This is a genomic window from Rahnella sp. RFA10(1/100) (assembly GCF_004195115.1).
GTDB lineage: Bacteria > Pseudomonadota > Gammaproteobacteria > Enterobacterales > Enterobacteriaceae > Rahnella > Rahnella perminowiae.
This window is the reverse complement of the sequence record NZ_SEWR01000003.1, coordinates 487,917-511,273: the sequence shown is the minus strand read 5'-3', so window position 1 is coordinate 511,273 and position 23,357 is coordinate 487,917. Positions and strand designations below refer to the sequence as shown.

Annotated in this window: 18 protein-coding genes; 17 read left to right on the top strand and 1 reads right to left on the bottom strand. The window is 52.3% G+C overall.

Features of this window, described 5'->3' with window-relative positions; all coding sequences use genetic code 11:
* Window position 1 precedes the first annotated feature (1 nt).
* A complete protein-coding gene (leuA, locus tag ETV65_RS12840) occupies window positions 2-1,591 on the bottom strand; it encodes a 2-isopropylmalate synthase (RefSeq protein ID WP_015698680.1) in 1,590 nt (529 codons plus the stop codon).
* A gap of 745 nt (window positions 1,592-2,336) precedes the next feature.
* Here leuA and leuO point away from each other — a divergent pair.
* The 17 genes from leuO (at window position 2,337) to ETV65_RS12750 (ending at window position 23,356) form a co-directional block, all read left to right on the top strand.
* Window positions 2,337-3,284 carry a transcriptional regulator LeuO gene (gene leuO, locus ETV65_RS12830; RefSeq protein WP_129953331.1) on the top strand — a complete coding sequence of 316 codons (948 nt, stop codon included), beginning with the start codon at window positions 2,337-2,339 and terminating at the stop codon, window positions 3,282-3,284.
* 288 nt (window positions 3,285-3,572) lie between these two features.
* Window positions 3,573-5,369, top strand: coding sequence for a long-chain fatty acid--CoA ligase (locus ETV65_RS12825; RefSeq protein ID WP_129953210.1), 1,797 nt, complete (start codon window positions 3,573-3,575; stop codon window positions 5,367-5,369).
* A gap of 420 nt (window positions 5,370-5,789) precedes the next feature.
* Window positions 5,790-7,508 (top strand): acetolactate synthase 3 large subunit, encoded by a 1,719-nt coding sequence (gene ilvI, locus ETV65_RS12820; RefSeq protein WP_129953209.1) that lies wholly within the window; start codon window positions 5,790-5,792, stop codon window positions 7,506-7,508.
* Window positions 7,509-7,510: 2 nt separating this feature from the next.
* A complete protein-coding gene (gene ilvN, locus ETV65_RS12815; protein ID WP_120132476.1) occupies window positions 7,511-8,002 on the top strand; it encodes an acetolactate synthase small subunit in 492 nt (163 codons plus the stop codon).
* Between the two features lie 166 nt (window positions 8,003-8,168).
* The gene (gene cra, locus ETV65_RS12810; RefSeq protein WP_129953208.1) at window positions 8,169-9,173 is read left to right on the top strand and encodes a catabolite repressor/activator; all 1,005 of its coding nucleotides are present in this window, start codon (window positions 8,169-8,171) and stop codon (window positions 9,171-9,173) included.
* A 707-nt stretch (window positions 9,174-9,880) separates the two neighbouring features.
* Window positions 9,881-10,339, top strand: coding sequence for a division/cell wall cluster transcriptional repressor MraZ (mraZ, locus tag ETV65_RS12805; protein ID WP_034787151.1), 459 nt, complete (start codon window positions 9,881-9,883; stop codon window positions 10,337-10,339).
* A 2-nt stretch (window positions 10,340-10,341) separates the two neighbouring features.
* Entirely contained in the window at window positions 10,342-11,283 is a 942-nt protein-coding gene (gene rsmH, locus ETV65_RS12800; RefSeq protein ID WP_129953207.1) for a 16S rRNA (cytosine(1402)-N(4))-methyltransferase RsmH, read from the top strand.
* Window positions 11,280-11,600: a cell division protein FtsL gene (gene ftsL, locus ETV65_RS12795; RefSeq protein WP_129953206.1), complete on the top strand. Its 321-nt coding sequence runs from the start codon at window positions 11,280-11,282 to the stop codon at window positions 11,598-11,600. The genes rsmH and ftsL overlap by 4 nt, the downstream gene beginning before the upstream one ends.
* A 26-nt stretch (window positions 11,601-11,626) precedes the next feature.
* A complete protein-coding gene (locus ETV65_RS12790) occupies window positions 11,627-13,390 on the top strand; it encodes a peptidoglycan glycosyltransferase FtsI (protein ID WP_129953205.1) in 1,764 nt (587 codons plus the stop codon).
* On the top strand, window positions 13,377-14,864 hold the full coding sequence (gene murE / locus ETV65_RS12785; protein WP_129953204.1) for a UDP-N-acetylmuramoyl-L-alanyl-D-glutamate--2,6-diaminopimelate ligase: 1,488 nt from the start codon (window positions 13,377-13,379) through the stop codon (window positions 14,862-14,864). Before ETV65_RS12790 ends, murE begins: the two co-directional genes overlap by 14 nt.
* A complete protein-coding gene (gene murF / locus ETV65_RS12780; RefSeq protein ID WP_129953203.1) occupies window positions 14,861-16,222 on the top strand; it encodes a UDP-N-acetylmuramoyl-tripeptide--D-alanyl-D-alanine ligase in 1,362 nt (453 codons plus the stop codon). Before murE ends, murF begins: the two co-directional genes overlap by 4 nt.
* Window positions 16,216-17,298 (top strand): phospho-N-acetylmuramoyl-pentapeptide-transferase, encoded by a 1,083-nt coding sequence (gene mraY, locus ETV65_RS12775; RefSeq protein WP_129953202.1) that lies wholly within the window; start codon window positions 16,216-16,218, stop codon window positions 17,296-17,298. The genes murF and mraY overlap by 7 nt, the downstream gene beginning before the upstream one ends.
* 2 nt (window positions 17,299-17,300) lie before the next feature.
* Window positions 17,301-18,620, top strand: a complete 1,320-nt coding sequence (gene murD / locus ETV65_RS12770) for a UDP-N-acetylmuramoyl-L-alanine--D-glutamate ligase (protein WP_129953201.1) — start codon at window positions 17,301-17,303, stop codon at window positions 18,618-18,620.
* Entirely contained in the window at window positions 18,617-19,825 is a 1,209-nt protein-coding gene (gene ftsW / locus ETV65_RS12765) for a cell division protein FtsW (RefSeq protein WP_129953200.1), read from the top strand. Before murD ends, ftsW begins: the two co-directional genes overlap by 4 nt.
* Window positions 19,822-20,889, top strand: a complete 1,068-nt coding sequence (gene murG / locus ETV65_RS12760) for an undecaprenyldiphospho-muramoylpentapeptide beta-N-acetylglucosaminyltransferase (RefSeq protein WP_129953199.1) — start codon at window positions 19,822-19,824, stop codon at window positions 20,887-20,889. The genes ftsW and murG overlap by 4 nt, the downstream gene beginning before the upstream one ends.
* 78 nt (window positions 20,890-20,967) lie before the next feature.
* Window positions 20,968-22,443 carry a UDP-N-acetylmuramate--L-alanine ligase gene (gene murC, locus ETV65_RS12755; RefSeq protein ID WP_129953198.1) on the top strand — a complete coding sequence of 492 codons (1,476 nt, stop codon included), beginning with the start codon at window positions 20,968-20,970 and terminating at the stop codon, window positions 22,441-22,443.
* Complete coding sequence (locus ETV65_RS12750; protein WP_129953197.1) at window positions 22,436-23,356, top strand: D-alanine--D-alanine ligase; 921 nt, start codon at window positions 22,436-22,438, stop codon at window positions 23,354-23,356. Before murC ends, ETV65_RS12750 begins: the two co-directional genes overlap by 8 nt.
* The last annotated feature ends 1 nt before the right edge of the window (window position 23,357 follow it).

Genomic DNA, 23,357 nt, shown 5'->3' with positions numbered 1-23,357 from the left:
TTCACACCGTTTCCTGATTATTTTGAATGTTGTTGTGTTGCTGACCTGTCTGCTGCAAACGTTGCTTTTCGATCTCAACTTGTTTGCTGCGCCAGATGTTATTCAGTACATGTACCATCGCTTTTGCGGAGGATTCGACAATGTCTGTCGCCAGCCCGACACCGTGGAAGCGGCGGCCATTGAAGGAGACGACTACGTCAACCTGGCCCAGCGCATCGCGGCCCTGACCTTTGGCGCTCAGCTGGTATTTCACCAGTTCAATCTGATAACCGGTGATGCGGTTGATGGCCTGATAAACGGCGTCAACCGGGCCGTTGCCGGTGGCGGCTTCGGTAATGATTTCTTCGCCACAGGCCAGATTAACTGACGCGGTGGCGGTAATCTTAGAGCCGGACTGCACACTAAAGTTATCCAGGCGGTAGAATTCAGGCTCTTCCTGCTGCTTGTTAATGAAGACCAGCGCTTCTAAATCGTAGTCGAAAACCTGGCCTTTTTTGTCCGCCAGTTTCAGGAATGCGGCATACAGATGATCCAGGTTGTAATCGGATTCTTTGTAGCCCATTTCTTCCATACGATGTTTAACGGCAGCACGGCCGGAACGGGAAGTCAGGTTCAGTTGAACCTGGTTCAGGCCGATGGATTCCGGTGTCATGATTTCGTAGTTTTCGCGGTTTTTCAGCACGCCATCCTGATGGATACCTGAAGAGTGCGCGAAGGCATTAGAGCCGACAATGGCTTTATTGCCCGGGATAGGCATGTTAGTGATCTGGCTGACAATCTGGCTGGTACGGTAGATTTCTTTGTGATTGATGTTGGTGTGAACGTTCATGTAGTCACTGCGGGTGCGGATCGCCATGATCACCTCTTCCAGCGCAGTGTTACCGGCGCGTTCACCGATACCGTTCAGCGTGCCTTCAACCTGCCGCGCACCGGCCTGAATCGCAGCGATGGAGTTACCGACTGCCATGCCCAGATCATCGTGGCAATGCACAGAGATAATCGCCTTATCAATATTGGGCACGCGCTCATACAAATTGGTGATGATGCCACCGAACTGAACCGGCGTGGTGTAACCGACGGTGTCGGGGATGTTGATGGTGGTCGCACCGGCTTTAATCGCAGCTTCTACCACACGGCACAGGTTATCCAGCGGGGTCCGGCCTGCATCTTCGCACGAGAATTCAACGTCATCGGTATAGTTACGGGCGCGTTTTACGGAGTGTGTGGCCATCTCCAGCACCTGATCAAATGAACGCTTCAGTTTAGATTCAATGTGCAGGGTAGAAGTGGCCAGGAATACGTGAATGCGGAAGGCCTCTGCCACGCGCAATGCTTCGGCGGCGGCGTCAATATCACCGTCTACGCAACGGGCCAGACCACAAACACGGCTGTTTTTAATCTGGCGCGCAATAGTTTGTACAGACTCGAAATCACCGGGAGAGGAGACCGGGAAGCCGACTTCCATCACATCAACGCCCATTCTTTCCAGCGCCATTGCAATTTGAATCTTCTCTTTAACACTCAGGCTGGCTTGTAACGCCTGTTCACCGTCACGCAGCGTGGTATCGAAAATAATGACTTGCTCGCTCATGGGTTATTCCTTGTCTGCTTTTATTTTCGCGCCCTGCGGGGAGATAAAAAAAAACCCGCGCATCGGCGCGGGTTTATTGTCTGTGGAAGTTGAATCAGTTCTGATTTTCGCCCACTGGCTTACCGCGCATATATTCTGCGTTGAGTAGTAGGCCTAGGAGACGGGTCATCTTGAACATGTGTTTTCAGCTTCTCATCATGGGGTGGTCAGAACGGCTTTCGTTCAAACAGTGACTAAAGTGATACGGGAATGTGTGCGGTATGTCAACCTTCACTGTGTGGAAATTCCAGAAAATTGGCATGATGATATTCACTCTCATTTAGCATAAAACTCTGGTATTAATGAAGTCCTCGGCATGCCGGCGTTTTAACAAGGGTCGTAAAAAAAACAACAACAAAAAAATGCCATGTTCGCCATTGTCGGGATAAATACTCTATTTAATACAGTCATTTAAAAGTGATTTAGTTTGGCTTAACTTATTATTCATTTTTCAAATGTTGTTTCCAAAAATATTTTGCTGTCTTATATCATAAGTTTCTTTGCGGGAAATAAAATTTGCATTTCTGTTTCTGATTATTGGAAACAAAAATTCATATTTTCTAAAAAATGAATTGATGAGAATATAGCGTGTTTTCTCTGCCGATATTTATGTTCCCCAATGTCATCTCAATGCCGCGCTTTATAAAATAGATTATTGAAGATAATCATTTTTATTTGGATTCGAATGTCAATTATGAGGGATATCATGTCTGACGCCGATACAGAAATTCACCCTAAACCTGCTGAGGCAGAAACGCACCTTCGCAATGTTGATTTAAATTTGTTAACAGTTTTTGATGCCGTGATGCAATTACAAAATATTACACGTGCGGCCAATATGTTGGGGATGTCCCAGCCGGCGGTCAGTAATGCCGTTGCCCGTTTAAAAGTAATGTTTAACGATGACTTATTTGTGCGTTTCGGGCGTGGGATCCAACCAACAATGCGCGCGCGTCAGCTTTTTGGCCCTGTCAGACAGGCCTTGCAGCTCGTGATGAATGAATTACCGGGGGCAGGTTTTGACCCTTTCCTCAGTACGCGCCAGTTTAATGTCGCTATTTGCAGCCCGCTCGATAAACGCTTCACCAGCCAGGTGTTGAATGCTGCAGAAGAATTATCACCGGGTGTCAGTGTTAAACTACAGACCATTGTGAACGATGATATTGAACATCAGTTGCGTTATCAGAATATAGAATTTGTGATCAGTTATCGTAAGTTTGAACGTGCTGATTTTTGCAATCAAGCTTTATTCAATGATGAGCTGGTTCTGGTTGCAGCGCAAAATCATCCCCGTATCAGTCCGCACATGTCAGATGAAAAATATCTGAAAGAAAAACATGCTGTCATGATGATGGACCGGTTCTACTCGTTCAGCTCTCCTTATTACGACGACTCTGAGTTAGTTTCGTTGATTTCCTATCAGGGAACTGATTTATTTAGTGTTATGGAAATTGTCTCCAAAACCGACATGGTTGCGCTGGTGCCGCGCTGGCTGGCACAGGCAAATGCCGGAATACTTAATTTGTCAGTCATTCCGCTACCGTGGATGAAAAATACACTCACATGTTATCTTTCCTGGCATGAATCCTCCAGCAAAGACAAAGGCAATATGTGGATGAAAACATTATTGAGCCAGTGTGTTGTTTCTCTGTAATCAGACAGTCTTTACGATGTTTTTTGCGGCCGTGATTGCAGCGAAAGTGGCTGCCTGCTCTTCTTCACATGGTTTTTTATCCTGCAGGTTTTTTCCTCGTTAATGCCCTGCAGGTTTTTTTTCGTCATCGGATTTCCGGGACATCTTCCCAAAACCCTGCTGCTGCTCCTACAATTTCATTTCACCGTGCAATATTTGCCGGTAGACTGCGTTAAATTTTTGTAACAGAGCAACGCAGTGAGCTCCCTCCCTTTTACTGACTACGCCTGACGCCGGTATAAACGCTCAATGAATCCAACCTTAAATGATTACCATCAGATAACCCGTTTCCGTCAGCAAGTCAGTGCCCGTGCTGAACAGACTGCATTTCGCGAGTGGTCCCCGGCGGTGACATCCGCCCTGACCTGGCGTGAGCTTGGCGGAAAGGTGGATGCCTTATCCGATGTGTTATTGCAGGAACACGTTGGCGTTCAGGAACGCATCGCCATTTGTGGGAATAATTCGATAGCCTGGGCGACGGCAGACCTGGCGATCTTGCAATTGCGTGCGATCACCGTGCCGGTTTATGCAACTAATACCCCCGCGCAGTCTGCGTATGTCCTCAATGATGCGGATATCCGTATTTTGTTTGTCATCGGCCAGAAGCAATATGACGCAGCGGTGGCCGTACGTGATCTCTGTCCGCAACTGAAACATATTCTGGTGCTGGACAATGAGGTCGAGTTACGTGGCGTACCGATTGCCCGGCATGTTTCTGGCGTCGTTCCGCAGGATGCGGCTTTAGCTGCTGAGCGTGAAGTGCGGATCAATGCCCGTAATCTCGATGATCTGTTCACGCTTATCTATACCTCCGGTACCACCGGAGAAGCAAAAGGTGTGATGCTGGATTATCGCAGCATGGCGACGCAACTGATGCAGCATGAAAAGCGTCTGAGTATTACTGAACATGATGTTTCCCTCTGCTTCCTGCCGCTTGCGCATGTTTTTGAACGCGCGTGGAGTTTCTTCGTGATGCATAGCGGTGCGCAAAATGTCTTCCTGCGCGAAACCGATCTGGTGCGTGAGGCCTTGCAGGCCATTAAACCGACGGTGATGTGTGCGGTTCCGCGTTTCTATGAAAAAGTGTTCAGCGCGATCCACGACAAAGTCGCCCGCGCGGGCCCCCTCAAAAAGCGGCTTTTCCACTGGGCCGTCGCACAGGGTAAAGAGAAGTTTCTGATCGAACGTCGTGGCGGGCGTCATCCGTTTTGGCTGACGCCCGCACATTTTCTCGCCGATAAGCTGGTGCTGAAAAAGTTGCGTGATTTGCTGGGAGGTAATCTGCGCTTTCTGCCTGCCGCCGGTGCGAGTCTGGATGACAACGTCATTCTTTTTTTCGAATCACTCGGCCTGAACATCAAATATGGCTACGGCCTGACGGAAACCTGCGCGACGGTGACCTGCTGGGAGGAAAATGACTTCCGCTTTGGTTCTGTCGGTACGGCATTACCAGAGATCGAAGTGCGGATCGGCGGGGAGAATGAAATTCAGGTTCGCGGTCCGACTTTACTGCGTGGTTATTTCAATAAGCCGGAAGAGACGGCGGCCAGCTTCACCGATGACGGCTGGTTCAAAACCGGTGATGCCGGGAAAATGGATGCACAAGGTAACGTATTCATTACTGAGCGGCTGAAAGATCTGATGAAAACGTCCGGGGGTAAATACATTGCTCCACAGCGTATCGAAGGCACGCTGGTTCAGGATCGTTATATTGAGCAGGCAGCCGTTATCGCCGATGAACGGCACTTTGTTTCCGCGCTGATCGTGCCTGATTTTGATGTGCTGAATGTCTATGCCCAGGCGCACCATATCGATTACTTCAATCGCGCCGGGCTGGTGAAAAATGCGCAAATCCTCTCGCTGTTTGCTCATCAGTTACGTGAGATACAGCATGATCTGGCCGGTTTTGAGCAGGTGAAAAAGTTTGTATTGCTGACCAAACCTTTCACGATGGAGGCCGGGGAACTGACGCCAACCCTTAAACTGCGCCGCAAAATCATTTTCAGCCGTTATCAGAAGGAAATCGATCAGCTTTATCAGGAGTAATGCTTCACCCGTCCGCTTCATCATTTTCTTTTCTGAATCACCGGTGCCTGTCACTTCGCCGGTTTTTCCCTTCGTTTTACCTCCCTTACAGACATAATTTAATACTGTAATTTTTCCAGCCTCCCTGATATTTCTGACTGGTTAATGCGCGCAGGCAGTGTTTTGTCCCGAACGAAAGAATGAAGGCAGTGTGAGGCGATAAAATTCTGTCTGCACAGAATTTTTGGCGTTTGCCTGACTCGGGTTCTGACGCTAAGGTACTGAGTTAGATTCTTGAACGCTAATAAGAACAGCAGGGTGTAGTAAGCCCGATAGAAAGTCCTAAAATTCAGCGATTTATGTTGAAATCGCTGCTGATAGAACAGCTAGCTGAAACAAAAGTCATCCTATAGAAGAAGCAAAAAGCCTGGAGGCAAAACCATGGAGATGTTGTCAGGAGCCGAGATGGTCGTCCGGTCATTAATCGACCAGGGCGTAAAGCACGTATTCGGTTATCCCGGCGGTGCGGTGTTGGATATCTATGATGCCCTGCATACGGTCGGTGGGATAGATCATGTGCTGGTGAGACATGAACAGGGTGCGGTTCATATGGCGGACGGTTATGCGCGTGCTACGGGTGACGTGGGCGTCGTGCTGGTAACTTCTGGCCCCGGCGCTACCAATGCTATCACCGGTATTGCCACGGCTTATATGGATTCCATTCCGTTAGTGGTGCTGTCCGGCCAGGTACACAGTTCGCTGATCGGTTATGACGCATTTCAGGAATGCGACATGGTGGGGATTTCCCGCCCGGTGGTAAAACACAGCTTTCTGGTAAAACGTGCGGAAGATATTCCGACTGTACTGAAAAAAGCGTTTTATCTTGCCTCTACCGGCCGTCCTGGCCCGGTGGTTGTCGACCTGCCAAAAGACGTAGTGAATCCGCAGATTAAACTGCCTTACGCCTATCCCGAACAGGTTGCGATGCGCTCTTATAACCCGACGGTGCAAGGCCATCGCGGGCAAATCAAACGCGCGGTGCAGACATTACTGGCGGCGAAGAAACCGGTGCTGTACGTGGGCGGCGGTGCGGTTAATTCTGAATGTGACGCTGAACTGCTGCAACTGGCGGAGAAACTGAATCTGCCTGTCACCAGTTCCCTGATGGGGCTGGGCGCATTTCCTGGCACTCATCGCCAGAGCCTCGGTATGCTCGGCATGCACGGTACTTACGAAGCCAATATGGCGATGCATAACGCCGATCTGATCTTCGGGGTGGGGGTGCGTTTCGATGACCGCACCACCAACAATCTGGCGAAGTACTGCCCGAATGCGACGGTTATGCACATTGATATCGACCCGACGTCCATTTCCAAAACCGTGAATGCTGATATTCCGATCGTGGGCGATGCAAAACAGACGCTGGTTCAGATGCTGGAATTACTGGCACAAAGCGATGAAAAACAGGAATTCGATGCCCTGCGCGACTGGTGGCAAAATATTGAGAACTGGCGCGGGCGTGAGTGCCTGAGTTACGACAAAAATACCGGTACCATCAAGCCACAGGCCGTTATCGAAACGTTGCATCGCCTGACTCAGGGTGATGCGTATGTGACGTCGGACGTCGGGCAGCACCAGATGTTTGCCGCGTTGTATTATAAGTTCGACAAACCGCGTCGCTGGATCAACTCGGGGGGGCTCGGCACGATGGGCTTCGGACTGCCCGCTGCGCTGGGTGTGAAACTCGGCCTGCCGGATGAAACGGTAATTTGTGTTACCGGTGACGGCAGTATTCAGATGAACATTCAGGAGCTGTCAACCGCGCTGCAATATGATTTGCCGGTGATCGTTGTGAACCTGAACAATGGTTATCTTGGCATGGTGAAGCAGTGGCAGGACATGATTTACTCCGGTCGCCATTCCCAGTCTTACATGCAATCGCTGCCTGATTTCGTGAAACTGGCGGAAGCTTACGGGCATGTGGGTATTGCTATCCGCACGCCTGATGAGCTGGAAAGCAAGCTGGCGCTGGCGCTGGAACAGAAAAACCGTCTGGTATTTGTTGATATCAGCGTGGATGAAACAGAACACGTTTACCCGATGCACATCCGTGGCGGTGCGATGGACGAAATGTGGTTAAGCAAAACGGAGAGGACCTGATCATGCGCCGGATTTTATCAGTATTACTGGAAAATGAATCGGGGGCATTGTCCCGCGTCGTTGGCCTGTTCTCTCAGCGTGGCTACAACATTGAAAGCCTGACCGTTGCACCGACGGATGATCCCACGCTGTCACGTATGACCATTCAGACCGTGGGTGATGCCAAAGTACTCGAGCAGATAGAAAAGCAGCTCCATAAGCTTGTGGACGTCTTACGAGTGACCGAGCTGGTGCAGGGCGCTCACGTTGAGCGTGAAATCATGCTGGTGAAGGTGCAGGCTTCGGGTTATGGCCGCGAAGAAGTGAAGCGTTCAACCGAGATTTTCCGCGGGCAGATCGTCGATGTCACGCCAACGCTTTACACCGTTCAGCTGGCGGGTACCAGCGACAAGCTTGACGCGTTTTTGGCCAGTATTCGTGATGTGGCTGAAATCGTCGAAGTTGCACGCTCCGGTGTAGTTGGCGTTTCCCGTGGCGACAAGATCATGCGCTAAAGTGTAAATAATCAGCAAGATGTGAAACTTATCTGATATATACAAGCCCGGCTGCTGAGCCGGGCTTTATTTTTGCGAATCTGGTGAAGCGATTCGGTAAAACACCTTGCCCGGCAGGGGCTTCTGCGGTTAGATAAAGCATTATCTTTATTAAGGGGTTTTCTCAGTGAAGCTGGATGAGATCGCGAGGTTAGCGGGCGTTTCGCGTACAACGGCCAGTTATGTCATTAATGGCAAAGCGAAACAGTATCGTGTCAGCGATAAGACAGTCGAAAAAGTGATGGCTGTCGTGAAGGAACATAACTATCACCCGAATGCGGTGGCAGCGGGCCTACGCGCCGGTCGCACCCGTTCTATTGGCCTGGTGATCCCGGATCTGGAAAATACCAGCTACACCAAAATCGCGAACTTCCTGGAACGTCAGGCCCGTCAGCGGGGTTATCAGCTGCTGATCGCCTGTTCTGAAGATCAGCCTGACAATGAGATGCGCTGCATCGAGCATTTGCTGCAACGTCAGGTCGATGCAATCATCATTTCCACGTCGTTACCGCCGGAACATCCTTTCTATCAGCGCTGGGCCAACAACGATTTCCCGATCATTGCACTTGATCGCGCTCTTGATCCTGAACATTTCATTAGTGTTGTGGGAGCCGATCAGGACGATGCACTGATGCTGGCGCAGGAACTGCGCTCGTTCCCTGCTGAATCGGTATTGTATCTTGGTGCGCTGCCTGAGCTTTCCGTGAGTTTTCTGCGTGAGCAGGGGTTCCGTCAGGCATGGGCTGAAGATCCACGTCAGCCAAAATATCTTTATGCGAATGCGTATGATCGTGAATCTGCGGCGATTGTGTTTGCCGAATGGTTGAAAACGAACCCGATGCCACAGGCGTTATTCACGACATCATTCCAGCTGCTGCAGGGCGTGATGGATGTTACGTTAAAGACGGAAGGACGTTTGCCGGTCGATCTGGCTATCGCCACATTTGGTGATAACGAACTGCTCGATTTCCTTGAATGCCCGGTTCTGGCCGTGGCGCAGCGTCATCGCGATGTGGCTGAACGCGTGCTTGAACTGGTTCTGGCTTGTCTGGATGAACCTAAAAAGCCGAAAGCAGGGCTAACCCGTATCCGGCGTAATTTGTTCCGCCGGGGCCGTCTGAGCCGAAAATAATCAGCAGGCGGGCATTCATAATGACTGCCCGACTCTTTCTTCGTTGCTGAATCGCGTTAAACCTTCCGATAATTTGTCTCACCGGTTCTTATAATCAAAATACGAAAATTCCCATATGACTTTAACGGGTAATTTAGGAGCATTCCCAGCCTGCTGAATTATTAACAAATGTTTTATGCTTTCTTGCACAGATATAAATCCTCCCATCAATTTCTAAAATACGTTAATGCTCCCCGCAAAAGTGCTGTAGAATTCCCCGCTTAATTTCCGGAAGCGTGGTTTTACTGCACGACTGGTGGTTTTGAAACTCCCCAAAGGCTTATGCCATGCGGGTTGGCATGTAAAATGATGTTGATTTAGACGTGACAGCCAGAAAAAAATTGAAAATGATTTTTGTTAAGGCAAAGCGGTCAGGAAATGAGAGTTAGATAGCAGAAGAATATAAATAGTTAAATAATGTTCAGTTTGGCTTTTTTTTAAACGAAATTATTAACCCTCCGAAATTTCTTCAACTAATCATGACGTTATTTTCTATCCCCCCTCTAAAAAACCTCATCACATTGCGCTAAGCATTTGTGTGGCTGCGTAAATATTGCCAAACCGTCTCCGCTCTGGCTTGACAAGGTTTTAAAACCATCCGTAAACTCTTTTCTGTGGGAATTTGTGGGGGAAAGTGGTGGAAAGGGTCACAGAGGGGTAGAGCGGTCATGTTTCGTGGCGCGACGATGGTTAACCTCGACAGCAAAGGGCGACTTGCCGTACCTACCCGTTATCGGGATTTGTTGAGCGAAGAATCGCAAGGTCAAATGGTATGTACCATAGACCTCCATCACCCATGCCTTCTTCTTTACACCCTCCCTGAGTGGGAAGTTATCGAACAAAAATTGTCCCGTCTGTCGAGCATGAACCCTGTTGAGCGCCGTATTCAGCGCCTGTTACTGGGGCATGCCAGTGAGTGTCAGATGGATAACGCCGGACGTCTGCTGATTGCAACGACATTACGTCAGCATGCCGGGCTGGCAAAAGAAGTGATGCTGGTTGGGCAGTTCAACAAGTTTGAACTGTGGGATGAACAGACCTGGTATCAACAAGTTAAGGAAGACATCGACGCTGAACAATCGTCTCAGGAACCCCTTTCTGACCGGTTACAGGACTTGTCATTATAAGCATGGTTGAAAACTATAAACACACTTCCGTTTTGCTGGATGAAGCCGTTAACGGCCTCAACATTCAACAGGACGGCATTTACATAGACGGAACTTTTGGCCGTGGTGGCCATTCACGTTTGATTCTGTCCCAGCTTGGGCCGGACGGACGCTTGCTGGCGATTGATCGCGATCCACAAGCGATCAAAGCCGCAGAATCTATTGATGATCCCCGTTTCTCCATTGTTCACGGACCTTTTTCCAACCTTGCTGACTATGCGCGGGATCGTGGTCTGGAAGGCAAGATCGACGGCGTCTTACTGGATTTAGGTGTTTCCTCTCCGCAGCTTGACGATCCTGAACGTGGATTCTCCTTCATGCGTGACGGGCCACTGGATATGCGTATGGATCCGACCCGAGGTTATTCAGCTGCTGAGTGGCTGATGAAAGCTGAAGCTGAAGATATTGCCTGGGTGTTGAAAACGTTTGGTGAAGAGCGTTTTGCCAAACGTATCGCACGCGCGATCGTCGAGCGTAACCGCGAATTGCCGATGACACGGACCAAGGAACTGGCGGATTTGATCGCTAATGCCTCGCCAGTACGTGAGAAGCACAAACACCCGGCCACACGCAGTTTCCAGGCGATCCGTATCTATATCAACAGTGAACTGGAAGAGATTGAACGCGCGCTGGATGGCGCACTGGAAATTCTGGCGCCTGAAGGCCGTTTATCCGTGATCAGTTTCCACTCTCTTGAAGACCGGATTGTAAAACGTTTCATCCGTCAGCATAGCCGTGGCGCACAGGTGCCGGCCGGTATTCCGATGACGGAAGCACAAATCGCAGAACTTGGCGGACGTTCACTGAAATCAGTCGGGAAAATGATGCCCTCTGAAGCCGAAGTGGCCGAAAACCCACGGGCCCGCAGTTCTGTTCTGCGTTTTGCTGAGAGAACAACAGCGTGATAGGCAACGAACGCCACGGATTAGTGGGAGTTATCGCCGGCGATATTCTTCGCAACGGCAAAATCCCGTTAATTCTGATGATCGCCGTTTTGGTCAGTGCAATTTTAGTGGTCACTACCGCTCACCGTACGCGTTTGCTGACGGCTCAGCGCGAACAATTAGTCCTGGAAAGGGATGCGCTGGATATTGAATGGCGCAACCTGATCCTTGAAGAGAACGCCCTCGGCGATCACAGCCGGGTGGAACGCATCGCAACGGAGAAATTGCAGATGCAACACGTTGATCCATCTCAAGAAATTATTGTGGTTCAACCTTAAATGCCCACGGAGAATACAGGCAGCGAATGAAAGCAACACGCACCGCGAAGTTAAAGCGTCCCGAAAACCAAGCCAGCTTCATCAGCTGGCGTTTTGCGTTGTTGTGCGCCTGTATCCTGCTGGCATTGGTTGGCCTGATGTTGCGCGTGGCGTATCTGCAGGTGATTAATCCGGATAAGCTGGTGAAGGAAGGCGACCTGCGTTCCCTGCGCGTACAAACCATTCCCACATCCCGTGGCATGATTACTGATCGCTCAGGTCGCCCGCTGGCGGTCAGTGTGCCGGTTAACGCCATCTGGGCTGACCCTAAAGAAATTAGCGATCGCGGCGGTATCACCACCGATACCAAATGGAAAGCACTGGCCGATGCGCTGAATATGCCGCTTGCTCAGCTTTCTTCCCGTATTACTGCCAATCCCAACGGACGCTTTGTCTATCTGGCACGCCAGGTCAATCCTGCGGTCGGCGAATATATTCGTAAACTCAAACTGCCGGGGATTTCCCTGCGTCAGGAATCCCGCCGCTATTACCCTGCCGGGCAGGTGACATCGCATGTTATTGGCGTCACCAATATCGACGGCGAAGGTATTGAAGGCGTTGAGAAGAGTTTTGACCGCTGGCTGACCGGTAAACCGGGCGAGCGAACTATTCGTAAAGACCGCTTCGGTCGCGTTATCGAAGATATTTCTACCGTAGACAGCCAGGCGGCACACAATCTGGCGCTGAGCATCGATGAGCGTTTGCAGGCGCTGGTTTACCGCGAGCTCAATAACGCGGTGGCATTCAATAAAGCGGAGTCGGGCACTGCGGTACTGGTCGATGTGCAAACCGGTGAAGTTCTGGCGATGGCCAACAGCCCGTCCTACAACCCGAATAACATGCCGGATACGCCAAAAGACGTGATGCGTAACCGCGCCATCACCGATATCTTCGAACCGGGTTCAACCGTGAAACCGATGGTAGTGATGACGGCATTGAAAAATGGTGTGGTGCGCGAGAACAGCGTACTCAATACCTTGCCGTACCGGATTAACGGTCATGAGATTAAAGATGTGGCCCGTTACGCGGAACTTTCCGTCACGGGTATCTTGCAGAAGTCGAGTAACGTTGGTGTTTCACGACTGGCGTTATCGATGCCATCCGCAGAGCTGGTAGACACTTACTCGCGATTCGGATTGGGAAAACCGACCAATTTGGGGCTGGTTGGAGAAAGCAGTGGCTTATACCCTAAAAAACAACGGTGGTCTGACATAGAGAGGGCCACCTTCTCTTTCGGCTACGGGCTAATGGTGACACCTCTCCAGCTAGCGCGAGTCTATGCAACCATCGGCAGCATGGGCGTTTATCGCCCGTTGTCGATTACCCGGGTTGATCCGCCGGTTTCCGGCGAGCGCGTTTTCCCTGAACCACTGGTGCGTACCGTCGTACATATGATGGAAAGCGTGGCGCTGCCCGGCGGTGGCGGTGTGAAAGCGGCGATCAAGGGCTACCGCATTGCGATCAAAACCGGTACCGCGAAAAAGGTCGGGCCGGACGGGAAATACGTTAATAAATACATTGCCTATACCGCCGGCGTTGCGCCAGCAAGCAATCCAAGATTTGCCCTTGTCGTGGTTATCAACGATCCACAGGCAGGGAAATATTACGGTGGGGCCGTTTCCGCACCGGTGTTTGGCGCCATCATGGGCGGGGTATTGCGTACCATGAACGTTGAACCAGATGCGCTGACTGCCGATGAAAACGCAGACATAGTGAATAATCAAAAAGAGGCTTCAGGTGGCAGATCGTAATTTGCGCGACATCTTAGCGCCCTGGGTGAGTGATGCCCCGGCGGTAGCGCTAAAAGACATGATTCTGGACAGCCGCGTTGCGGCTGCCGGCGATCTGTTTGTCGCGGTTTCAGGCCATACCAGTGACGGGCGTCGTTTTATTCCCCAGGCAATTGCTCAGGGCGTCGCCGCCGTGGTGGCCGAGGCAAAAGGTGAACAAAAGCACGGAACGGTCTGCCAGATGCATGGTGTACCGGTCGTTTATCTGGAAGATTTAAATATTTTGCTGTCACAGCTGGCGGGCCGTTTTTACCAGCAGCCGGGCAAAACATTACGTCTTGTTGGCGTAACAGGCACCAATGGCAAAACCACCACCACGCAACTGCTGGCGCAGTGGAGCCAGTTGCTGGGCGAAACCAGTGCCGTCATGGGCACCGTGGGCAACGGGTTGCTGGATAGCGTGGTGCCCGCCGAAAACACCACCGGTTCTGCCGTACAGGTTCAGCATATTCTGGCTGATCTGGTGAAACAGGGCGCAACTTTTGCTGCAATGGAAGTCTCTTCACACGGGCTGGTTCAGCATCGTGTTGCCGCACTGCCCTTTGCCGCTGCCGCATTTACCAACCTGAGTCGTGATCACCTTGATTATCATGGTGATATGCAAAGCTATGAAGACGCCAAATGGCAGCTTTTCGCTTCACATCAGGTCGGCCAAAAAATTATTAATGCTGACGATCACGTTGGCGCACGCTGGCTGGCAAAAACGCCAAATGCGATTGCGGTCAGCATGGAAGACAAAATTCCGGCAGGCTGGAATGGCCGCTGGCTGGTAGCCCGTAGCGTGAATTATCACGATAACGGTGCCACCGTAAACATCGATTCCAGCTGGGGCGAAGGCCGGCTGGAGAGCCGCCTGATGGGCGCATTCAACGTCAGTAACCTGCTGGTTGCCTTGGCAACGCTGCTTTCCCTGGACTATCCGCTGGCACAATTGCTGGCGACAGCCTCTCAGTTGCAACCGGTCTGCGGTCGCATGGAAGTTTTCAATGCGCCGGGTAAACCCACGGCGGTGGTTGATTATGCTCATACGCCTGATGCACTGGAAAAAGCCCTGGCGGCAGCACGTCTGCATTGTCGTGGCACGTTGTGGTGTGTCTTTGGTTGCGGTGGCGATCGTGACAAAGGCAAGCGTCCGCTGATGGGTGGTATCGCTGAGCAATACGCCGACCGCGTGATTGTCACCGATGATAATCCCCGCAGTGAAGAGCCTCGCGCTATCGTTGCCGATATTCTTGCAGGCCTGCTTGATGCCGGGCGCGCGCAGGAAATTCATGGCCGCGCAGAAGCAGTCACCAGTGCGATCATGCAGGCTAAAGAAGATGATGTCGTGTTGATTGCCGGTAAGGGACATGAGGATTACCAGCTTGTCGGCAATCAGCGTCTCGATTATTCCGACCGCGTTACGGTCGCTCGTTTGCTGGGGGTGATCGCATGATCCGCGTTTCCCTGCAAACTCTGGCCGATGCGCTCAACGCTGAGCTTATCGGGGTTGATACCCAAATCGACAGTGTAACGACCGATACCCGTCAGGTGACCGAAGGCGGTTTGTTTGTGGCACTCAAAGGCGAAAAATTTGATGCCCACGACTTTGCGGTTGATGCCGTAAAAGCCGGTTCCGGGGCTTTACTGGTAAGTAAGCGCTTACCGGTGGATGTTCCTCAACTCCTGGTAACGGACACTCGTATTGCACTCGGACAACTGGGCGGTTGGGTGCGTCAGCAGGTTCCTGCCCGAGTCGTTGGTCTGACGGGGTCTTCCGGCAAGACTTCTGTGAAAGAGATGACAGCGGCGATTTTGCGCGAGTGCGGCAATGTGCTGTATACCGCAGGTAACTTCAATAACGATATTGGTGTTCCGCTGACATTGCTGCGACTGACGGCAGAACATGATTTTGCTGTGATAGAAATGGGCGCGAATCATCCGGGTGAAATCGCCTATACCACTGCGCTGGCGCGGCCTGAAACGGCGCTGGTAAATAACCTGTCTGCCGCACATCTGGAAGGTTTCGGTTCTCTCGCTGGCGTGGCCCGTGCGAAAGGCGAGATTTTCGAAGGGCTGCCGGAAAAAGGCATTGCCGTTATTAATGCGGACAACAATGATTATGCCAACTGGCAGCACAAGCTTAACGGCAAAACTGTCTGGCGTTTCTCCCCGATTCTTGCTGAAGGCATCGATTTCAGTGCAACTGACGTCAAGCTCAGCCCGTTAAATACCGCATTCACGCTGCATTCTCCTCAGGGAAACATTGACGTTTCACTGCCGGTGCCTGGCCCTCACAACATCGCCAATGCTCTGGCTGCGGCCGCGCTGGCGCTGTCTGTAGGCGCATCGCTGGAAAACGTGCGCGCCGGGCTGGCGACATTGCAATCCGTCAAAGGGCGTCTGTTCCCTATCGCACTTTGCGACGGCAAAACTTTGCTCGATGACAGCTACAACGCCAACGTCGGTTCTATGACCGCTGCCGCACAGGTGCTGGCAGAGATGCCGGGATACCGCGTAATGGCGGTAGGCGATATGGCGGAACTGGGCGCTGAAAGCGAAAGCTGCCACCGCCAGGTCGGCGAAGCTATCCGCGACGCCGGTATCGACAAGGTATTCAGTATTGGTCATGACAGCCGCATCATCAGTGATGTCAGCGGGTGTGGTGAACATCTGGAAGATAAGGCAGCCCTGACGGCCCGTTTAACGAGCTTACTGTCTGAACATGCGGTAATTACCGTTTTAATTAAAGGTTCACGTAGTGCCGCAATGGAGCAGGTAGTACGCGCGTTACAGGAGAATGCAACATGTTAGTTTGGCTGGCCGAACACTTGGTCAAATATTATTCCGGCTTCAACGTCTTTTCTTACCTGACGTTTCGCGCCATTGTCAGCCTGCTGACCGCGTTGTTCCTGTCGTTATGGATCGGGCCTCGCATGATTGCCCGCCTGCAGAAAATGTCTTTCGGTCAGGTTGTGCGTAACGACGGCCCGGAATCACATTTCAGTAAACGTGGTACACCGACGATGGGCGGCCTGATGATTCTGGCGTCTATCACGATTTCCGTATTGATGTGGGCCTATCCGTCTAACCCGTACGTGTGGTGTGTACTGTTCGTATTGCTGGGTTACGGGGTGGTGGGCTTTATCGATGACTACCGTAAAGTCGTGCGTAAAGACACCAAGGGCCTGATTGCCCGTTGGAAATATTTCTGGCAGTCCGTGATTGCGCTGGCGGCGGCCTTCACGATGTATGCCATTGGTAAAGACACGCCTGCGACCGAGCTCGTGGTGCCGTTCTTTAAAGACATCATGCCGCAGCTGGGTTTGATGTACATCCTGCTGAGCTATTTTGTGATTGTCGGTACCAGTAACGCAGTAAATCTGACGGACGGTCTGGATGGTCTGGCGATTATGCCAACGGTTTTCGTCGCGGCGGGGTTTGCGCTGGTGGCATGGGCGACCGGTAACATGAATTTCGCCAGCTACCTGCACATTCCGTATCTGCGCCATGCCGGTGAGCTGGTGATCGTGTGTACTGCCATTGTCGGTGCCGGGCTGGGGTTCCTGTGGTTCAACACCTATCCGGCACAAGTTTTCATGGGGGATGTCGGCTCTCTGGCTTTGGGAGGCGCGCTGGGTACTATCGCCGTGCTGCTGCGTCAGGAGTTCTTACTGGTGATTATGGGCGGTGTGTTTGTTGTCGAAACGCTGTCGGTCATCCTGCAGGTCGGGTCCTTTAAGTTACGTGGGCAGCGTATTTTCCGTATGGCGCCGATTCATCATCACTATGAACTTAAAGGCTGGCCGGAACCGCGCGTCATTGTGCGTTTCTGGATTATTTCGCTGATGCTGGTGCTGATTGGCCTGGCGACGCTGAAGGTACGATAAATATGGCTGACTATCAGGGTAAAAAAGTGGTCATCATCGGGCTGGGTCTTACCGGCCTCTCTTGTGTTGATTTCTTTGCAGCACGTGGCGTAACGCCGCGTGTTATTGATACCCGCGTCAGCCCGCCAGGGCTCGATAAACTGGCGGATAATATTGAGTGTCACCTCGGTTCGCTCAATGAAGACTGGCTGCTGGACGCGGATTTGATCATTTCAAGTCCGGGTGTTGCGCTGGCAACGCCGGCACTCAGCGCTGCTGCAGACGCAGGCGTGGAAATCATCGGCGATATCGAATTGTTCTGCCGTGAAACGCAAACCCCGATCGTCGCCATTACCGGTTCGAACGGCAAAAGCACCGTCACCACGCTGGTTGGCGAGATGGCGAAAGCGGCCGGATGGCGCACGGGCGTAGGCGGTAATATCGGTTTGCCTGTGCTGACTATGTTGGATCACGAATATGATTTGTTTGTGCTTGAGCTCTCCAGCTTCCAGCTTGAAACCACGCACAGTCTGCACGCGGCTGCGGCGACCATTCTTAACGTAACTGAAGACCATATGGATCGCTATCCGTTTGGTTTGCAGCAATACCGGGCAGCCAAGCTGAAGGTTTACGAGAACGCAGCATTGTGTGTCGTTAATGCCGACGATGCGCTGACCATGCCGGTACGTGGTGCGGATAAACGTTGCGTGAGTTTTGGCGTCGATGTGGGTGATTACCATCTGACCCGTCAGCAAGATGATATCTGGTTGCGTGTCCGTGGTGAGAAAGTCCTGAATACCCGCGAAATGCCGCTCACAGGACGCCATAACTATACCAATGCCCTGGCGGCGCTGGCGCTGGCGGATGCGGTCGGTATCCCTCATGCATCCAGTCTGAAAGCGCTGACGACCTTTACCGGTCTGGCTCACCGTTTCCAGCTGGCATGGCAGCATAACGGCGTGCGCTGGATTAATGATTCGAAGGCCACCAATGTGGGCAGCACCGAAGCGGCATTAAACGGGCTGCATGTTGAAGGCACGTTGCACCTGCTGTTGGGCGGAGACGGGAAATCAGCTGATTTCTCGCCACTGACGCGCTATCTGCAAGGCGATAAGTTACGTATTTATTGTTTTGGGCGTGATGGTGCGGAGCTTGCGGATTTGCGTCCTGAGGTTTCCTCCCTGTTTGAAACGATGGAACAGGCGATGCGTGATATCAGCACGCGTGTGGCTTCCGGGGACATGGTTTTACTGTCGCCAGCCTGCGCGAGTCTGGATCAGTTCCGCAGTTTTGAACAACGCGGCGATGTCTTTACCGCGCTGGCGAAGGAGCTGGGCTCATGAGGATTCGGATCCCCGGGCTGAGTCTCGCCGCCAAGTTTAATGACTGGGTGATGGGCTCCAAAGAAAACGACTCCGTCACACTGGTGTTGTATGACCGGACGTTGCTGTGGCTGACATTCGGGTTGGCTATCGTCGGCTTCGTGATGGTGACATCGGCCTCAATGCCGATTGGCCAGCGTCTGGCAGATGACCCGTTTTTGTTTGCTAAACGCGATGCGATTTATCTCGGTCTGGCGTTTGGTTTATCGCTGGTGACATTACGCGTGCCGATGGCGGTCTGGCAGAAGTACAGCAACGTTCTGCTACTGCTGTCGGTGATCATGCTGCTGGTGGTGCTGGTTGTGGGTAGCTCGGTTAACGGGGCATCACGCTGGATTTCACTCGGCCCCCTGCGTATTCAGCCAGCAGAGTTCTCCAAGCTGTCACTGTTTTGCTACCTCGCCAGCTATCTGGTGCGCAAAGTGGATGAAGTGCGCAGTAACTTTTGGGGCTTCTGCAAACCCATGGGCGTGATGGTGGTGCTGGCCGTATTGCTGTTGGCTCAGCCTGACCTCGGTACGGTGGTTGTGCTGTTTATCACTACGCTGGCGATGCTATTCCTGGCGGGTGCCAAGATGTGGCAGTTCCTGGCCATTATCGGTTCGGGCGTATTCGCCGTAGTACTGCTGGTTCTTGCCGAGCCATACCGTATGCGTCGTGTGACATCGTTCTGGAATCCGTGGGCGGATCCGTTTGGTAGTGGCTACCAGTTAACGCAGTCACTGATGGCATTTGGTCGTGGGGAATTCTGGGGGCAGGGATTAGGTAATTCAGTCCAGAAACTGGAGTATTTACCTGAAGCACATACTGACTTTATCTTCTCCATTTTAGGTGAAGAGTTGGGGTATTTCGGTGTGGTTTTAGCCCTGTTAATGGTATTCTTCGTCGCTTTTCGCGCCATGTCTATCGGACGCAGGGCGTTAGAAACTGACCAGCGTTTTTCCGGGTTTTTAGCCTGTTCAATTGGCGTATGGTTCAGCTTTCAGGCGTTGGTTAACGTCGGAGCCGCGGCGGGCATGTTGCCAACGAAAGGCCTGACACTGCCGCTCATCAGTTACGGCGGTTCGAGCCTGTTAATTATGTCGACGGCAATCGTGTTATTGCTGCGAGTGGATTTTGAAACGCGGCTGGCAAAAGCCCAGGCGTTTGTAAGGAGTGCCCGATGAGTGGCAATGCCCGGCGTTTAATGGTGATGGCCGGCGGTACCGGTGGACATGTTTTCCCTGGACTGGCAGTAGCCCATCATCTTATCGCGCAAGGTTGGGAAGTTCGCTGGCTGGGTACAGCAGACCGGATGGAAGCGGATTTGGTACCCAAACACGGTATCGATATTGATTTCATTAAAATTGCCGGATTGCGTGGGAAAGGTCTGAAAGCGCAACTTACTGCCCCTGTTCGCATATATCATGCGTGGCGTCAGGCGAAGGCGATCATGAAACGCTTCCAGCCAGATGTGGTATTGGGCATGGGCGGGTACGTGTCCGGCCCCGGGGGGCTGGCGGCCTGGTCACTGGGCATTCCGGTGGTGTTACACGAGCAAAATGGTATTGCCGGTATGACCAATAAAGGTTTGTCGCATATTGCAAAAAAAGTGTTGCAGGCGTTTCCGGGTGCATTTCCGCATGCTGACGTTGTTGGCAATCCGGTGCGCACGGATGTCCTGGCGCTGGAATTACCGGCAACCCGACTGGCCGGTCGTGAAGGGCCAATCCGTGTGCTGGTGATTGGTGGCAGTCAGGGCGCACGCGTCCTTAATCAGAGCATGCCGGACGTGGCGGCGCTGATGGGCGATAAAATTACGCTGTGGCATCAGGTGGGTAAAGGTGCGCTGGAGTCCGTGAATCAGGCTTATGAAAAAGCCGGTCAGGCGCAGCATAAAGTGACCGAATTCATTGATGACATGGCAGAGGCTTACGCCTGGGCTGATGTGGTGGTTTGCCGTTCCGGGGCGTTAACGGTCAGCGAAATTGCTGCCGCAGGCTTACCCGCGATTTTTGTGCCTTTCCAGCACAAAGACCGTCAACAGTACTGGAATGCGCTGCCGCTGGAAAAAGCCGGCGCTGCGAAGATTATTGAGCAGAAAGATTTTAGTGCCGCCGCCGTCGCTGATCTGATGGCCGGATGGGACAGAACCCATCTGATGGGGATGGCGATGGCTGCACGTGCCGCCGCCATTCCCGATGCGACAGAGCGTGTTGCCGCAGAAGTGGTTACCGCCAGCAAAAAATGAAAGTGAACGGGCCATGCAGTGTATGGTCCCAGCCGTAAGAAACGGATTAATCAGTAACCTGAAATAGTGAATAAAAACGTGAATACACAACAATTGGCGAAACTGCGTACCTTCGTGCCTGAGATGCATCGTGTCCGGCACATTCACTTTGTTGGCATCGGTGGTGCCGGCATGGGTGGTATCGCCGAAGTGTTGGCCAATGAAGGCTATCAGATCAGCGGTTCTGATTTAGCACCGAATGCGGTGACTCAGCAACTGACTGCACTGGGCGCGACGATTTATTTTAATCACCGCCCTGAGAACGTGCTGGATGCCAGCGTGGTGGTGGTTTCCACGGCGATTTCATCCGATAACCCGGAAATCGTTGCGGCGCGCGAAGCCCGTATTCCGGTGATCCGCCGTGCGGAAATGCTTGCAGAACTGATGCGTTTTCGTCACGGCATCGCCGTGGCAGGTACGCACGGTAAAACAACGACCACGGCAATGGTAACCAGTATTTATGCCGAGGCCGGGCTGGATCCGACCTTTGTCAACGGCGGACTGGTGAAAGCCGCAGGCACGCATGCGCGTCTGGGTTCAAGCCGTTTTCTGATTGCTGAAGCAGATGAAAGCGATGCGTCTTTCCTGCATCTGCAACCGATGGTTGCTATCGTGACCAATATCGAAGCAGATCATATGGATACGTATCAGGGTGACTTTGAAATCCTGAAACAAACCTTCATCAATTTCCTGCATAACCTGCCGTTTTACGGACGCGCAGTGATGTGCATTGATGATCCGGTGATCCGTGAGCTGATACCCCGCGTAGGCCGTCATATGACGACGTACGGTTTCAGCGAAGATGCCGATGTGATTATCGAAAACTATCGTCAGGTAGGTGCGCAAGGGCACTTTACGCTGCGCCGCCAGGACTTGCCGCTCATCAGTGTGACGCTGAACGCGCCGGGTCGTCACAATGCCCTGAACGCTGCGGCCGCCGTCGCCGTCGCGACTGACGAAAATATCAGCGACGACGCTATTTTACGTGCGCTGGCAGGCTTCCAGGGTACCGGACGCCGTTTCGATTTCCTGGGCGAGTACGCGCTGGAAAATGTGAACGGTAAAACGGGGAGTGCAATGCTGGTCGATGACTACGGTCACCATCCGACAGAAGTCGATGCCACGATCAAAGCGGCACGTGCGGGCTGGGCAAACAAACGCCTGGTGATGATTTTCCAGCCGCACCGTTACACCCGTACCCGCGATTTGTACGATGATTTTGCCAATGTGCTTTCACAGGTTGATGTGCTGATTATGCTGGATGTCTATCCGGCCGGAGAAGCGCCAATCCCGGGCGCGGACAGCCGCTCGTTGTGCCGCACTATTCGCGCACGCGGCAAGCTTGATCCGATTTTGGTTTCTGATATTGAGGCGGTGCCGGAAAGTCTGGCGCAAATCCTTGAAGATGATGATTTAGTTCTGGTTCAGGGTGCCGGTAATGTCGGCAGAGTAGCCCGTAAATTGGCTGATCAAAAGCTGCAACCGGTTAAGAAAGGTGAAGAACATCATGTCTGAGAAAGTAGCGGTATTGTTCGGGGGAACTTCCGCAGAACGCGATGTGTCATTACAGTCAGGCGCCGCGGTACTGGCAGGTTTACGCGAATCCGGTGTTGATGCCCACGGCATCGATACCAAAACCTTTAATGTGGCGCTTCTCAGGGAAGAAGGGTACAGCAAAGTCTTTATCGCACTTCACGGTCGCGGTGGCGAAGACGGGACGATGCAGGGGTTGCTGGAACAAATCGGTTTGCCTTATACCGGCAGCGGTGTAATGGCGTCAGCGCTTACCATGGATAAGTTCCGCACCAAACTGGTGTGGCAGGCTTTAGGGCTACCGGTTACGCCGTTTGTCGCATTGCATCGTTCACAAATTGAAGAAGCAGGGCAGGGCGCTCTGGCGGCAAAAATCGCCGAACTGGGTCTGCCGCTGATCGTCAAACCAAGCCGTGAAGGTTCCAGTGTCGGGATGAGCAAAGTGACAACGGAAAAAGAGTTGCTGCCTGCTCTGCAGGAAGGCTTCAGGCATGACGATAACGTACTGATCGAAAAATGGCTGAGCGGCCCGGAATATACCGTGGCTATCGTGGGCGATCAGGTGATGCCATCAATTCGCATCCAGCCTGCCGGTACATTTTATGACTATCAGGCAAAATATTTGTCTGATGAAACACAATATTTTTGCCCGAGCGGGTTAAGCGAAGCGCAGGAGCAGCAGTTGACTGTACTGGCGTTGCAGGCTTATAAGGCGCTCGATTGCAGCGGCTGGGGGCGTGTCGACGTCATGCAGGACGGTGATGGCAATTTCAATTTACTGGAAGCGAATACCTCGCCAGGAATGACGAGTCACAGTCTGGTGCCGATGGCGGCTAAACACGCCGGGCTGAGTTTCCCGCAACTCGTTTTCCGTATTCTGGAACTGGCAGACTGAT

Bases quoted from the DNA above. Each gene is read 5' to 3' on its own strand.
- leuA (WP_015698680.1), bottom strand. From the start codon at position 1,591: ATGAGCGAGCAAGTCATTATTTTCGATACCACGCTGCGTGACGGTGAA.
- leuO (WP_129953331.1), top strand. From the start codon at position 2,337: ATGTCTGACGCCGATACAGAAATTCACCCTAAACCTGCTGAGGCAGAA.
- ETV65_RS12825 (WP_129953210.1), top strand. From the start codon at position 3,573: ATGAATCCAACCTTAAATGATTACCATCAGATAACCCGTTTCCGTCAG.
- ilvI (WP_129953209.1), top strand. From the start codon at position 5,790: ATGGAGATGTTGTCAGGAGCCGAGATGGTCGTCCGGTCATTAATCGAC.
- ilvN (WP_120132476.1), top strand. From the start codon at position 7,511: ATGCGCCGGATTTTATCAGTATTACTGGAAAATGAATCGGGGGCATTG.
- mraZ (WP_034787151.1), top strand. From the start codon at position 9,881: ATGTTTCGTGGCGCGACGATGGTTAACCTCGACAGCAAAGGGCGACTT.
- rsmH (WP_129953207.1), top strand. From the start codon at position 10,342: ATGGTTGAAAACTATAAACACACTTCCGTTTTGCTGGATGAAGCCGTT.
- ETV65_RS12790 (WP_129953205.1), top strand. From the start codon at position 11,627: ATGAAAGCAACACGCACCGCGAAGTTAAAGCGTCCCGAAAACCAAGCC.
- murF (WP_129953203.1), top strand. From the start codon at position 14,861: ATGATCCGCGTTTCCCTGCAAACTCTGGCCGATGCGCTCAACGCTGAG.
- mraY (WP_129953202.1), top strand. From the start codon at position 16,216: ATGTTAGTTTGGCTGGCCGAACACTTGGTCAAATATTATTCCGGCTTC.
- murD (WP_129953201.1), top strand. From the start codon at position 17,301: ATGGCTGACTATCAGGGTAAAAAAGTGGTCATCATCGGGCTGGGTCTT.
- ftsW (WP_129953200.1), top strand. From the start codon at position 18,617: ATGAGGATTCGGATCCCCGGGCTGAGTCTCGCCGCCAAGTTTAATGAC.
- murG (WP_129953199.1), top strand. From the start codon at position 19,822: ATGAGTGGCAATGCCCGGCGTTTAATGGTGATGGCCGGCGGTACCGGT.
- ETV65_RS12750 (WP_129953197.1), top strand. From the start codon at position 22,436: ATGTCTGAGAAAGTAGCGGTATTGTTCGGGGGAACTTCCGCAGAACGC.